15 protein-coding genes are annotated in these 13,364 nt (G+C 71.9%); 5 read left to right on the top strand and 10 right to left on the bottom strand.

Going from position 1 to position 13,364, the window contains the following annotated elements; translation table 11 throughout:
• Nucleotides 1-16 precede the first annotated feature (16 nt).
• Complete coding sequence (tsaB, locus tag K3769_RS26020) at nucleotides 17-676, bottom strand: tRNA (adenosine(37)-N6)-threonylcarbamoyltransferase complex dimerization subunit type 1 TsaB (protein WP_267028721.1); 660 nt, start codon at nucleotides 674-676, stop codon at nucleotides 17-19.
• 134 nt (nucleotides 677-810) lie between these two features.
• Between tsaB and K3769_RS26015 the strand changes: the two genes are divergently transcribed.
• Nucleotides 811-1,365, top strand: a complete 555-nt coding sequence (locus K3769_RS26015; protein WP_267028720.1) for a hypothetical protein — start codon at nucleotides 811-813, stop codon at nucleotides 1,363-1,365.
• A gap of 464 nt (nucleotides 1,366-1,829) precedes the next feature.
• Here K3769_RS26015 and tsaE read toward each other — a convergent pair whose 3' ends face one another.
• The 7 genes from tsaE to K3769_RS25980 form a co-directional block, all read right to left on the bottom strand.
• Entirely contained in the window at nucleotides 1,830-2,357 is a 528-nt protein-coding gene (tsaE, locus tag K3769_RS26010; protein WP_267028719.1) for a tRNA (adenosine(37)-N6)-threonylcarbamoyltransferase complex ATPase subunit type 1 TsaE, read from the bottom strand.
• Nucleotides 2,323-3,573 carry an alpha/beta fold hydrolase gene (locus tag K3769_RS26005; protein ID WP_267028718.1) on the bottom strand — a complete coding sequence of 417 codons (1,251 nt, stop codon included), beginning with the start codon at nucleotides 3,571-3,573 and terminating at the stop codon, nucleotides 2,323-2,325. The genes tsaE and K3769_RS26005 overlap by 35 nt, the downstream gene beginning before the upstream one ends.
• Before the next feature lie 146 nt (nucleotides 3,574-3,719).
• Entirely contained in the window at nucleotides 3,720-4,877 is a 1,158-nt protein-coding gene (alr, locus tag K3769_RS26000) for an alanine racemase (RefSeq protein ID WP_267028717.1), read from the bottom strand.
• A gap of 79 nt (nucleotides 4,878-4,956) precedes the next feature.
• Nucleotides 4,957-5,937, bottom strand: a complete 981-nt coding sequence (locus K3769_RS25995) for a L,D-transpeptidase family protein (RefSeq protein ID WP_267028716.1) — start codon at nucleotides 5,935-5,937, stop codon at nucleotides 4,957-4,959.
• A 99-nt stretch (nucleotides 5,938-6,036) separates the two neighbouring features.
• Complete coding sequence (locus K3769_RS25990) at nucleotides 6,037-7,470, bottom strand: NAD(P)H-hydrate dehydratase (RefSeq protein WP_267028715.1); 1,434 nt, start codon at nucleotides 7,468-7,470, stop codon at nucleotides 6,037-6,039.
• 245 nt (nucleotides 7,471-7,715) lie between these two features.
• Nucleotides 7,716-8,087, bottom strand: a complete 372-nt coding sequence (locus K3769_RS25985) for a holo-ACP synthase (protein WP_267028714.1) — start codon at nucleotides 8,085-8,087, stop codon at nucleotides 7,716-7,718.
• Nucleotides 8,088-8,134: 47 nt separating this feature from the next.
• On the bottom strand, nucleotides 8,135-8,557 hold the full coding sequence (locus K3769_RS25980; protein WP_267028713.1) for an ATP-binding protein: 423 nt from the start codon (nucleotides 8,555-8,557) through the stop codon (nucleotides 8,135-8,137).
• Between the two features lie 219 nt (nucleotides 8,558-8,776).
• Between K3769_RS25980 and K3769_RS25975 the strand changes: the two genes are divergently transcribed.
• Genes K3769_RS25975 through K3769_RS25965 form a run of 3 tightly spaced genes read left to right on the top strand, consistent with a single transcriptional unit; the run spans nucleotide 8,777 to nucleotide 10,018 of the window.
• Nucleotides 8,777-9,613, top strand: coding sequence for a helix-turn-helix domain-containing protein (locus tag K3769_RS25975; protein WP_267028712.1), 837 nt, complete (start codon nucleotides 8,777-8,779; stop codon nucleotides 9,611-9,613).
• 7 nt (nucleotides 9,614-9,620) lie between these two features.
• Nucleotides 9,621-9,797 (top strand): DUF397 domain-containing protein, encoded by a 177-nt coding sequence (locus tag K3769_RS25970; RefSeq protein WP_267028711.1) that lies wholly within the window; start codon nucleotides 9,621-9,623, stop codon nucleotides 9,795-9,797.
• Nucleotides 9,794-10,018, top strand: coding sequence for a DUF397 domain-containing protein (locus K3769_RS25965; RefSeq protein ID WP_267028710.1), 225 nt, complete (start codon nucleotides 9,794-9,796; stop codon nucleotides 10,016-10,018). The genes K3769_RS25970 and K3769_RS25965 overlap by 4 nt, the downstream gene beginning before the upstream one ends.
• Here K3769_RS25965 and glmS read toward each other — a convergent pair.
• Entirely contained in the window at nucleotides 9,979-11,826 is a 1,848-nt protein-coding gene (gene glmS, locus K3769_RS25960; protein ID WP_267028709.1) for a glutamine--fructose-6-phosphate transaminase (isomerizing), read from the bottom strand. The genes K3769_RS25965 and glmS overlap by 40 nt on opposite strands.
• A gap of 79 nt (nucleotides 11,827-11,905) precedes the next feature.
• Nucleotides 11,906-12,157, bottom strand: a complete 252-nt coding sequence (locus K3769_RS25955; RefSeq protein ID WP_267028708.1) for a hypothetical protein — start codon at nucleotides 12,155-12,157, stop codon at nucleotides 11,906-11,908.
• Between the two features lie 165 nt (nucleotides 12,158-12,322).
• Here K3769_RS25955 and coaA point away from each other — a divergent pair, with 165 nt between their 5' ends.
• On the top strand, nucleotides 12,323-13,312 hold the full coding sequence (coaA, locus tag K3769_RS25950; protein WP_267028707.1) for a type I pantothenate kinase: 990 nt from the start codon (nucleotides 12,323-12,325) through the stop codon (nucleotides 13,310-13,312).
• Nucleotides 13,313-13,364: the final 52 nt, after the last annotated feature.

Below are 13,364 nucleotides of genomic sequence, written 5' to 3'. Positions count from 1 at the left end.
CGCAGCACCGCGGTCGTCACTTGGGGGTGACCACCTTGTAGTTCTTGGGCACCTGGGCGTCGGGCCGGCGCAGATAGAGGGGCCGGGGCGCTTCCAGTTCCTCGCCGGCCGCCAGCCGCTCCGCCGCCAGGGACACGAGCGAGGCCGCCGACACGTGCTCGGGCTCGCGGGCGTCCGGGAAGGTGTCGGGGTAGAGCAGCGCGCCCGCGCCCACGGCGGGCAGCCCGCCGGTGTCCAGCTCTCCGGGCCGGTCCACGGCGGGCTCGGTGAGCCGCGTACGGGAGTCGGCGTACCGCGCCCAGTAGACCTCTTTGCGCCGGGCGTCGGTGGCGACGAGGAAGGGTCCCTCGATCCCCGCCTCGCCTCCGGCGGCGTACGCGAGGCCGTCGAGGGTGCACAGTCCGTACACGGGGACGCCGAGCGCGAGCCCGAAGGTGTCGGCGGTCATCAGACCGACTCTGAGCCCGGTGTACGGGCCGGGGCCCACGCCGACGACGATGCCGGTGACGGCGTCGAGCCGCAGCCCGGCCTCGGTGAGGACCCGGTCGACGGCCGGCAGGAGCAGTTCCCCGTGCCGACGCGCGTCCACCTGGCTGTGGGCGGCGACGACGGACGTGCCGTCGTGCAGCGCGGCGGTGACGGCGGGGGTGGCGGTATCCAGAGCGAGCAAGAGCACGCGAACAGCCTACGGCGCCCGGACCCGGCGTACGGCCGCCTCAATACGGCGGGTGGCTGCTGCTAACGTCACACCGTCACAACACGGACAAATACCGTACAAGATCGAAGATCGTACGAGAGGTGGGCACTCAGGTGGTTCGGAGCAGCTCGGGAATCGTGGCCGGGCTCACCGCGGCGGCGCTCGCCGTGATCGGCTTCCTCACCTACCGGGCGTCGGCGTACGCGCCCGAGGGCCTGTCCGCCCCGCGGGCCGGCGCGTCCTCGCCCGCCACGGCGTCGAAGGCCCCGCGGGACAAGAACCACCCGACCGCTCTGCCCGCGGGTTCGGGTACCGGCCGGCGGGTCGTGTACTCGCTGGACGACGACCGGGTGTGGCTGGTGGACGAGGGCGAGCGGGTCAGGTACACGTTCCGGGTCAGCCCCGGTTCGGTCGATCCGCTGCCCGCGCGGTATGCCGTGACGTCACGCTCCGGGACGATCGTGGGCTCCGACGGTGTGGCCGTCGAACACGTCGTCCGCTTCGCCGGTCTGAACGGCGTCGCGATCGGCTTCAGCGCGGCGGTCGACGGGTCGGTGACGCCTCCGGACCCCGGCCGGAAGCTGGGGGGTATCCGCGAGCCGCGGGAGGCGGGGGCGGAGATGTGGACGTTCGCCACGATCGGCACGCCTGTCACGGTGATCAAGTAACACCACGACCCCGCATACCCACCCACCCGCCCCGTCGAGGCGCAGCGCTAAGGGGCGCGGGGAACTGCGCGGCCGGCCACGACCCACCCGCACCCGCTAAGCCGCCCGCCGCTCTCCCCGCCCAGCCGCCGCGGGCCCGACCGCAGGCCCAGTCACAGGCGCAGGCATCGGCGCCGGCACGGGCGGAGGCACAGACACCGCCCGCACCATCGCGTCCACCGCGAGCAACTCCCCCACGGACACCCCACCACTCCAAGAAGGAACGCGTCCCGACGCAGACGCTGACGCAGACGCAGGCATCGCGACCTCCTGAAGGGCTCCGGGAGCAGGCGTGGTTAGGTAGACCTAACCAACTACTCCGCCCATGTGAACACGCCGAAGCCCTACCCCGCAACATCTTCCCGACGCCCTGTCGGAATGTTGGGGCGAACGTACAAACGGAGCCCGCGCTCAGGCGGAGGGGCTCAGGCGGAGAGCACGCCCAGATCCACCGGGGCCCACCGCTCCCCGACGCCGGTGACCGCCACCCGCCGCACCTCGTCCGTCGTGTCCCCGGCCGCCCGGTGGATCAGCAGATGCAGCCGGTCGTCGGTCAGCTCCTCGACCTTCCCCTCGCCCCACTCCACGACGATCACGGAGTCGGACAGCGACACGTCGAGGTCGAGGTCCTCCATCTCGTCGAGCCCGCCGCCCAGGCGGTACGCGTCGACGTGGACGAGTGGCGGCCCGTCCCCGAGCGAGGGGTGCACACGGGCGATCACGAACGTCGGCGAGGTGACCGCGCCCCGGACGCCGAGCCCTTCCCCGAGCCCCCGCGTCATCGTGGTCTTGCCCGCGCCCAGTTCGCCGGTGAGCATCACGAGGTCGCCGGCCCGCAGCAGCTTGGCGAGCCTGCGGCCCAACTCCACCATCTGATCGGGCGAGTTGACGACGATCTCCGCGGTCACGACACCGGGGTCAGCCGGGTTGCGCGGTGCTGCTGGTGCTTCCATAGCCACCAACGGTAGCCCCTGCGGGCACGGCGCCCACGCGGGTGAGCAGGTCCGCGAGCCGGTCTATGACGACCTCCGGATGCTCCAGCATCACCAGGTGCCCGGCGTCCGGCACGAGCACCAGCTCGGCGTCCGGCAGCAGATCGGCGATGGACTCGCTGTGCTCGCTCGGCGTCACCAGGTCCTTGACCCCGGCCAGTACCAGCACGGGCAGATCGGCGAAGTACGCGAGCGCCTCGGTCTTGTCGTGGTCGGTGAAGGCCGGATAGAACTCGGCGACCACATCGATCGGCGTGGCCTCGATCAGCCGCTCCGCGAACCGCGCGACCGCCGGGTCGATGTCCCGGGACGCGAACGAGTACCGCTTGATGATCCCCGCGAACAGATCGGCCGTGGCCCGTCGCCCGCGCTCCACCAGCTCGGCCCGCTGCCCGAGCGCCTTCAGCACGCCGGGCAGGATCCGCCGCACCGCGTTGACGCCCGCGACGGGCAGCCCGAAGTTGACCTCGCCGAGCCGCCCGGACGACGTACCGACGAGCGCCACGCCGACGACGCGGTCGCGGATCAGGCCGGGGTACTGGTCGGCCAGGGCCATCATCGTCATGCCGCCCATCGAGTGGCCGACGAGCACGAGCGGGCCCTCGGGCGCCGCCGCGTCGATGACGGCCTTCAGGTCCCGGCCCAGCTGGTCGATGGTGAGCGGCTGGCCGTCCCGGACCTGGGCCACGCCCCGCCCGGACCGCCCGTGGCTGCGCTGGTCCCAGTGGACGGTCCGTACGACACCGCGCAGCGCGGCCCGCTGGAAGTGCCAGGAGTCCTGGCTGAGGCAGTAGCCGTGGCTGAAGACGACGGTGACGGGGGCGGGCGACTTGCGGCCGAAGAGCCGGCGGCGGCGCGGGGCCAGCGCGGTGTCGGTCTCCACCTCGTCGACCTCGTAGTACAGCTCGGTGCCGTCGTCCGCGGCGGCCTTGCCCGGCGTGCCGCGCAACGCCCCGTACGGACCGGCCGAGTCGAGGGCGAGCCGCGCCTTCCTGCGCATGCCGCGGCCGACCGTGAGCCGTTCTATGGCGACTCCGGCGGCGGCGCCCGCCGCGACGACGCCTATCGCGGCGCCGGCGACGCCTGCCCTGCGCCAGTTCGCGGGCCCGGCCGCGGAGAGCGCCGAGGCCGCGGCCGTGGCCGCGTCCACCGCTGTCTCCGCACTGCTCTCGCTCACGAACCGCTCCTCTTCGTCTGCTCCGGTTGCCGTGCCCTGCCGTGCCGTGCGCTGCCGTGCCTTGCCCTGCTGTGCTCCGCACCGCCGTTCCACGCGCCGCCGTGTTCTGCGCCGCCGTGCTCGCACTTGTGCGTTTACCCCGCTTGTTACTCGTTCACGTAGTCATCGTCATCCACGTACGCGCGCGGCACGCGGGTTCCGATGCGGGTGACGATTTCGTACGCGATCGTGCCCGCGGCCCGGGCCCAGTCCTCGGCGGTCGGCTCGCCGTGGTCGCCGGGCCCGAAGAGGACCGCGCGCTCGCCGACCCGCGGCTCGTCCCCGCCGAGGTCGACCGCGAACTGGTCCATCGCGACCCGTCCCGCGACCGTCCGCCACTTGCCGCCCACCAGGACGGGCCCGGTGCCGGAGGCGTGACGGGGGATGCCGTCCGCGTACCCGACGGGCACGAGACCGAGGGTCGTGTCGCCGTCGGTGACGTAGTGGTGCCCGTAACTGACGCCGTGGCCCGCCGGCACGTGCTTCACCAGCGCGAGCGACGCCCAGAGCGTCATCACGGGCCGCAGCCCGAGGTCGCCGGAGGTGCCCAGTTCGGGGCTGGGCGAGATGCCGTACGTGGCGATCCCGGTCCGTACGAGGTCGAAGTGGGACTCGGGCAGTGTGAGCGTGGCGGGCGAGTTGGCGATGTGCCGCACCTCCGGGCGCAGCCCCGCTGTCTCCGCGTGGGCCAGCATCTCGCGGAAGACGGTGAGCTGGGCCGCGATGGAGGGATGCCCCGGCTCGTCGGCGCAGGCGAAGTGCGACCACAGGCCGGTGACGGTGACCAGGCCGTCGGTCTCGGCCCGCCGCGCCTCGGCGACCAGTTCGGCCCAGTCGGCGGGCTGGCAGCCGTTGCGCCCGAGGCCGGTGTCGGCCTTGAGCTGGACGCGGGCGGTACGCCCCGCGGCCCGCGCGGCCTCCACCGCCTCGCGAAGGGCCCACAGCCCGCTGATCCCGAGGTCCAGGTCGGCCTCGACGGCCTCCCGCCACGGCCCGCCCGGTGTCCACAGCCAGCACATGATCCGCCCCGGCAGTCCGGCCGCGCGCAGGGCGAGGGCTTCCTCAGGGGTGGCCGTGCCCAGCCAGGTCGCTCCCGCGTCCAGGGCCGCGCGGGCGCACGGCACGGCCCCGTGTCCGTACGCGTCGGACTTGACCACCGCCATGAGGGCGGCGGCCGGCGCCTGGGCGCGCAGGGTCCGCACATTGGCCCTCAGGGCGGCCAGGTCGATCTCGGCGCGGGCACGCGCGGGTGCTGTCTCAGTCATCGCCGACCAGTGTCTCAGAGGGGTCCGACACCGCTCTCGGGCACCGGGTCCCGGCCACCCCGCTTGTCGTGTGCCGGTCTCAGGTACCCGGCTTGCGGCCCCACACGTACACACGGTCGCCCGTGGAGAGCCTGCTCCACAGGGTGCGGGCGTCCGCGAGCCGCATGTTGACGCAGCCCCGCGAGCCGGGCGGGCTGTAGACGCTGCCGTAGATGGCGTGGAAGGCCTGGCCGCCGCTGAAGAACTGGCTGTACGGCATGGGGGTGTTGTACAGCGTCGACCAGTGGTTCTTGTGCTTCCAGTAGACCTTGAACCACCCGGTCCTGGTCCGGTACCCGGCCTTGCCGCTGCGGACCGGCACGGGCCCGAACACCACCCGTTTCCCCTTCTGCACCCAGAGCAGTTGCCGACGGAGGTCGACGCAGGCGACGCGACCGGTCCGTACGGGGCATCGCCCGGCCGCGTTCGGCTTTTTCGCGGCGGACAGGAGCCGCATCCGGCCCCAGGTCACGGGCCCGGCGAACCCGCTGTCGGGCCGGATCCCCTGCTCGCTCTGAAAGGCCCGGACGGCCCGGCAGTCCGCCACCGACTGCTTCCCGTCCACGTGCCGCCGCAGCCACCGTTCGACCTGCCGTTGGTAGGGCCCGGTGTGCCGACTGCACGCCGTCGCCCCGGCCTCCCGTGCGACGGCCTCGCTCAGCGGTACGTACTCGATCAGCGCGTCGCTCCCCTCGGCGGGGCTCGGCGGCTCGACGGCGTTCTCCGCGGCGGAGGGGGTGTAGACCTGCGGGGCGAGCACCTGGTCGGGGGTGTCCGACTGCCAGGGCTGGTACGGGCCCGGGTGCACGCCGGGCACGAGTTCCTGCCGCGGTGCGGGTGCGCCCGGGGCGCCGGGGGCGGGCGGTGGTGCGGCGACGGCGCCCGGACCGGACAGCACGGCGAAGAGGGCGACCAGGGCGGTGACCGACGCGACGACGGTTCTCTTAAGGACTTTAAGGACTTTAAGGACTTTAAGGACTTTAAGGGCTCTACGGACCCTACGGACTCTCTTGCGGACCATGTGCTCAGCGAAACCCGGGAGGGTGCCGGGGCCCGGTCAGCCGCGCGGCAGGGTCGCCCGTTGTGCCGCACGCCCGCGTGCGCCCGCGCACGCAGGCGCTCAGTGCGCGACGTCCCGCCAGGCCTCGCGCACCGCCTCGGCCACGTCGTGCGCCCCCACGGGCGCGCCGTCCGCGGCGAGGCGCCCGGCCAGCCCGTGCAGGTACGCGCCCACGCTGCCGGCGTCCAGTGCGTCGAGCCCGGCGGCGAGCAGCGACCCGGTCAGCCCGGACAGCACGTCACCGCTGCCGGCGGTGGCGAGCCAGCCGGTCCCGGTGGAGTTCACCCGCACGGGTCCACCGCCCGGGGAGGCGACGAGGGTCGTGGACCCCTTCAGCAGCACGGTGGCTCCGTACCGCTCGGCAAGCTCTCGTACGGAAGCCAGCCGGGCGCTCTCGACCTCCTCGCGGGGGACGCCGAGCAGCGCGGCGACCTCTCCGGCGTGCGGGGTGAGCAGGGTGGGCGCGCGGCGGGCCCGTACGGCGTCCCGGTCGGCGAGCCGCAGCCCGTCGGCGTCGACGAGGACGGGCACGTCCGCCTTGAGCACGGCCGCGACGACGTCGCCGTCGTCACCGGCGCCGGGGCCGACGACCCACGCCTGTACGCGCCCGGCCTGCTCCGGCGAGCCGGTGGACACGAGGGTCTCGGGGAACCGTGCGATGACGGCGTCGCCGGCGGGCCCGACGTACCGTACGGCGCCGGCACCGGCCCGCAGGGCACCGGAGACGGCGAGCACGGCCGCGCCCGGATAGCGGGCGGATCCGGCGGCGATGCCCACGACCCCGCGCCGGTACTTGTCGCTCTCGGCGCCGGGTACGGGCAGCAGGGCGGCGACGTCGGCGTGCTGGAGCGCTTCGAGCTCGGGCTCGCCGGGGAGCGCGAGCCCGATGTCGACGAGTCGCACGGACCCGGCGTACGCCCTCGCGGGATCCACGAGGAGTCCCGGCTTGTGGGTCCCGAAGGTGACGGTCAGATCGGCGCGTACGGCTGCTCCGCGGACCTCGCCGGTGTCGGCCTCGACGCCGCTGGGCAGGTCGACGGCGACGACGACGGCGCGGATCTCGCCCAGCACGTCGAGGAGCGGGGCGGCGTCGGGGCGCAGGCCGCCCTTGCCGCCGATCCCGACGATGCCGTCCACGACGAGATCGGCGCGCCGCAGCGGCTCTTCCGCGGCCTCGACCCCCTTCACCACTCTCCCGCCGGCGCGACGGAGGGCGGCGAGGCCGCCGGGATGGGCGCGGTCGGGGGCGAGCAGGACGGCGACGACTCCGGCGCCGCGCTTCGCGAGCCGGGCGCCTGCGTAGAGGGCGTCGCCCCCGTTGTCCCCGCTGCCGACGAGCAGCACGACGCGCCGGCCGTAGACCCGCCCCAGCAACTCGGCGCAGGCGGCCGTGAGCCCGGCCACGGCCCGCTGCATCAGTGCCCCGTCCGGCAGCCGAGCCATCAGCTCCTGCTCGGCGGCCCTGACCGTCTCCACGCTGTAAGCAGTACGCATGCGTTCGAGTCTCCCCTACGTTGCGCTCCTCGGCTGCGGACGGCGGGTGGCTGGGTGCGCAGTTCCCCGCGCCCCTGGGTGGGTGGGGCGAGGGTCGGTTCCTCGGGGTCGGGGGCGCGTCGGGACATGCGTCCGCAGCCGGAAACGTACGGGTGTCCCACCTGAGGGACCGGTGGGTGGGAGTCGTCGTACGCTGCGGCCACACATCCCGCCACGCCCCCTGAGGCCCGCTCCCCCACGAGGCGTCACCCCTCGGCGATCACCACGGCCGACGCCACGCCCGCGTCATGGCTGAGCGAAACGTGCCAGGACTTGACCCCCAACTCCGCCGCCCGCGCAGCCACGGTCCCGGTCACCCTCAGCCGGGGCTGACCGCTGGCCTCCACATACACCTCGGCATCGGTCCACCGAAGCCCCCCCGGCGCCCCCAGCGCCTTGGCCAGCGCCTCCTTCGCGGCGAAGCGGGCGGCAAGGGAGGCAACCCCCCGCCGCTGCCCACTGCCCAGCAGCAACTCACTCTCCAGGAACAGCCGCTCGGCCATCCCCGGCGTTCGCTCCAGCGACACCGCGAACCGCTCGATCTCGGCCACATCAATACCGACCCCGATGATGCTCATCAGGGCACCTTATGGCCCCTGACCGACTGCGCCTCGGAATGCGGCGTTCACGCCGTCGAGGCCAGTTCGCACCACACGTACTTGCCGCCGTTGCCGCCGCTCGTCAGGGGGTGCCAGCCCCACGTGTCGGCACAGGACTTGACCAGGGCCAGGCCGCGGCCCTCCTCCGCCAGGTCCAGCAGGTCGCCCGCCGAGCAGGGCGGTTCCGGCGGGCCGGGGTCCGCGTCCCAGGCGCCGATCCGCAGCACGCCGGCCGACCAGCGCACGCGGAGGGCGGCGGGCCCTTTGGTGTGCCGTACGGCGTTGCCGACCAGCTCGGCGGCGAGGAGTTCAGCGACGTCGACGTGGCGGATCAGGCCGTGCATGGTCAGGATCAGGCGGAGGGTACGGCGGCTGACCGTGACCGCTCGCAGGTCGTTGGGGATGTAGAGGGAGTACTCCCAGGGCACGTCGGTCTCGATTTCAGGCATGCGTCAACTCCGGTTCGGTGGTGGGGTTTCGGAGATCTGCGTCCGATCACGGGCGGTGGGCATGCCTCAGCCGTCCCGGCAGGACGGAGTGGTGCACTTCCGGAGCCCCGGAGTGGCGCAGAGTGTGCGTCGCATCACTGACGGTAGGGGTTAATGTTTCGGTTGAGCAAGTCGCTCGCGTAATCTGACGCCGAAAGAGTCCGCACCGAGGAGCAGTTGATGACAACCAGGCGCGAACCAACGGCACGCCAGATGCGCCTGGCGGTCGAACTGCGCAGACTCCGCGAGGCGGCGGGCCTCAGCGGTCGCCAAGCAGCAGCCCTGCTGGGAGTGAGCCCCGTCCAGCTCAGCCACATCGAGTCCGGCCTCACGGGCGTGAGCGAGGAACGCCTGCGACGACTGGCGTCCCACTACGCATGCACGGACACGGATTTCATCGACGCCCTGGTCGCGATGGCCACGGACCGGACACGCGGCTGGTGGGAGGAGTACAGGGGCCGGCTTCCAGCCTCTTTCCTGGATCTGTCCGAGCTGGATCACCACAGCTCGTTCCGGCGCGACGTGGCAATCCTGTACGTGCCGGGCCCGCTGCAGACCGAGGCCTACGCCCGCGGCGTCTTTTCCTCAAGAGTCCCCGAACTCACCCAGGAAGAGATCGAGTTGCGGATCCAGCACCGCATGGCACGTCAGAACTTCACCTTCCCGTACGAGCTGGTGATCCACGAGGCAGCCCTGCGCATCAGGGTCGGCGACCGCGCCGCCACCCGGGCACAACTCGCCCAGCTCCTGGAGCTCTCCGACGCGGACCGCGTCACAGTGCGCGCCATCCCCTTCGACCTGGACGGCTTCGGCACGGCCGCCAACACCATGACGTATCTGGGTGGCCCTGTACCCAAGTTGGACACTGTGGTGCGCGATGTTCCGCACGGCTCGGCCTTCATCGATTCCGAGGCTCAACTCAGAGCCTTTCGCACGCGCTTCCGTAAAATGGAAGCCGTATCGCTGGGCTCCGAGCGGTCACGTAACTTCATCCATCAACTCGCGAAAGAGCTGTGAGGCACCCATGGACAACTGGCGGAAGTCGTCCTACTCAGGCCCCGATGACGGCAACGACTGCGTAGAGATCGCGAACTCGCGCTCCCAAGTCGCCGTCCGCGACTCAAAAGCTCCTGCCAAAGCCGCCCTCACCTTCCCGACCGAGACCTTCCTCGCCTTCGTCAACGCCCTGAAGAACGCATGACCACCCCTAGCAACTGGCGGAAGTCGTCCCACTCGGGCGAGGGCGACGGCAACGAGTGCGTGGAAATCGCCATCACCCCCACCCTCATAGCCGTCCGCGACTCCAAAACCCCGGCCAGGGCCCCCCTCACCTTCCCGGCCGGAGCCTTCGCCCCCTTCGTCGACGCCCTCAAAGGCGTCGACTACTCCACCGTCACCGACTTCGCCAAGTTGCGCGGCTGATCCACCTCGTTGCCCCGGGCGGTAGCCAGTTCGCAGGCGAACACCTGCAGCGGCACCGTCGCCACCAGCGGCTGCAGCAGCACCGGCGTCGCGGGGATCCTGATCAGGTGGTCCGCGTAGGGGACCACCGTCTCGTCCCCCTCCTCCGCGATCACGATCGTCCGCGCCCCCCGCGCCCGGATCTCCTGGATGTTGGAGACGATCTTGTCGTGGAGCACCGAACGCCCCTTCGGCGACGGCACGACCACGACCACCGGCAGGTCCTCCTCGATCAGCGCGATCGGCCCATGCTTCAACTCGCCCGCCGCGAAGCCCTCGGCGTGCATGTACGCCAGCTCCTTCAGCTTCAGCGCGCCTTCCAGGGCGACCGGATAGCCCACGTGCCGGCCCAGGAACAGCACGGTGTTCTTCGAGGCCAGGGAGCGCGCCAACTCCCGTACCGGCTCCATCGTCTCCAGGACCTGTTCGACGTCCTCCGCGATCCGGGACAGGTCGCGTACGACGGCCCGGATCTCGTCGCCCCACTTCGTGCCGCGCACCTGCCCCAGGTACAGGGCGACCAGGTAGCAGGCGACGAGCTGCGTCAGGAACGCCTTCGTGGAGGCGACCGCCACCTCAGGACCCGCGTGCGTGTAGAGGACCGCGTCCGACTCGCGCGGGATCGTCGAACCGTTCGTGTTGCAGACGGCCAGGACCTTGGCGCCCTGCTCCCGCGCGTGCCGCAGCGCCATCAGCGTGTCCATGGTCTCCCCGGACTGCGAGATGGCGATGACCAGCGTCTGCGCGTCCAGGATCGGGTCCCGGTAGCGGAACTCGCTCGCGAGCTCGACCTCGCAGGGGATCCGGGTCCAGTGCTCGATGGCGTACTTGGCGATCAGGCCCGCGTGGAAGGCCGTCCCGCAGGCCACCACCACGACCTTGTCGACCTCGCGCAGCGCGCCGGGCGCGATCCGTACCTCGTCGAGCGTCAGCGAGCCGCTCGCGTCGACACGGCCGAGCAGCGTGTCCGCGACCGCCTTCGGCTGCTCGGCGATCTCCTTGAGCATGAAGTAGTCGTAGCCGCCCTTCTCCGCGGCGGACACGTCCCAGTCGACGTGGTACGAGCGGGTCTCGGCGGGCGAACCGTCGAACCCGATGACGTGCACCCCGTCGCGCCGCAGCTCGACCACCTGATCCTGCCCCAGCTCGATCGCGGACCGGGTGTGCGCGATGAACGCGGCGACGTCCGAGGCGAGGAAGGCCTCGCCCTCACCGACGCCCACGACGAGCGGCGAGTTCCGCCGGGCGCCGACCACCACGTCCGGCTCGTCGGCGTGCGCGGCCACCAGCGTGAAGGCCCCTTCGAGCCGCCCGCACACCAGCCGCATGGCCTCCGCCAGATCGGCGCACGCGGAGAACTCCTCGGCGAGCAGATGGGCGACGACCTCGGTGTCCGTCTCGGAGGAGAGCGCGTGTCCCCGCTCGGTCAGCTCGGCCCGCAGCACGGCGAAGTTCTCGATGATGCCGTTGTGGACGACCGCGACCCGTCCAGCGTTGTCCAGGTGTGGATGCGCGTTCGTGTCCGTCGGCCCGCCGTGGGTGGCCCAGCGCGTGTGCCCGATCCCCGTCGAACCGGCCGGCAACGGCCGCTCCAGCAGCTCCTTCTCCAGGTTGGCGAGCTTGCCGGCCTTCTTCGCCGCGGCCATCCCGCCGTCCGCGAGCACCGCGATGCCCGCCGAGTCGTACCCCCGGTACTCCAGCCGCTTCAGTCCGGCGACCACCACATCGAGCGCCGACTGCGACCCCACGTAACCCACGATTCCGCACATGGCCGCAGCCTAAATGCCGCCGCCCGCCCCACCGGGGCACCGCGTGCCCGATATCGGAAATTCCCGCGCCGTGAGCCGGTTACCGCTCCCCGCGCTCGATGCGGTCGATCGCGTCCTGCACCATCCCCAGGTACTCGGCCTCCTCGCAGCGCGGCTTGCTGCCCATCCGGTAGAGGTCGACGCAGTCGTAGAGGTACTCCCCCAGGTCCTCGTCCGGCAGATCGAGCGCCAGCTCGCTGCACACCTGCCCCGCCACGTCGGCCGGACCGGGCCGGCCTCGGCGCCCGGTTCCTGCCCCCACCAGGCCACGCACTCGGAAACGTACGGTCATGACGACCATCCCCATCACCGGCGTCCCGGAAGGCGGCTCGCTCCCGGGTGGGCGGCACGCTATGCCCGCACGCCGTGCCGGTCCAGGGTCCGGACGCGCCCGGATGCGGGCCCGGCGTGACGGACTCCACCCGACGCTTCGTTCAAACTCCCGTAACAATGGACTGTGATCTCATCGGTCCCACCGTTGCCGCGGAGCGCCCACCGGCCCAGGCCGGAGGCGACTCCCTACGTCGACCTCACCCGCGCCCAGTGGAGCGCGCTGCGTGAGAAGACACCTCTTCCGCTGACCGCCGAGGAGGTGGAGAGACTGCGGGGTCTCGGCGACGTCATCGACCTCGACGAGGTACGGGACATCTATCTGCCGCTGTCCCGGCTCCTCAACCTCTACGTGGGCGCGACCGACGGCCTGCGCGGCGCCCTGAACACCTTCCTCGGCGAGAAGGGGTCGCAGTCCGGTACGCCGTTCGTGATAGGCGTGGCGGGCTCGGTCGCCGTCGGCAAGTCCACCGTCGCCCGCCTCCTCCAGGCCCTGCTGTCCCGCTGGCCGGAGCATCCGCGCGTCGAGCGGGTCACCACGGACGGTTTCCTGCTGCCCACGAAGGAACTGCAGGCCCGCGGGCTGATGTCCAGGAAGGGGTTCCCGGAGTCGTACGACCGCCGGGCGCTGACCCGGTTCGTCGCCGACATCAAGGCGGGCAAGGACGAGGTGACGGCCCCGGTCTACTCCCACCTCATCTACGACATCGTCCCGGACGAACGCCTCACCGTCCGCCGCCCGGACATCCTGATCGTCGAGGGCCTGAACGTCCTGCAGCCCGCCCTGCCCGGCAAGGACGGCCGCACCCGCGTCGGCCTCGCCGACTACTTCGACTTCAGCGTGTACGTGGACGCGCGCGCCGAGGACGTCGAGCGCTGGTACCTGAACCGCTTCCGCCGGCTGCGCGAGACGGCGTTCCAGAACCCGTCCTCGTACTTCCGCAAGTACACCCAGGTCTCCGAGGAGGAGGCCCTCGACTACGCCCGTACTACCTGGCGGACCGTCAACAAGGTCAACCTCCTGGAGAACGTGGCCCCGACCCGGGGGCGCGCCACCCTCGTGGTCCGCAAGGGCCAGGACCACAAGGTCCAGAAGCTCAGCCTGCGCAAGCTCTGACCGTCACCCGGCCGCCGTCCCACGGTGACCGCCGCCGCCCGCCGTCAACCGC

It is taken from the genome of Streptomyces ortus, assembly GCF_026341275.1.
Lineage (GTDB): Bacteria > Actinomycetota > Actinomycetes > Streptomycetales > Streptomycetaceae > Streptomyces > Streptomyces ortus.
Note: the sequence above shows the minus strand (reverse complement) of the source record. Positions and strands in the feature narration are given on the sequence as shown.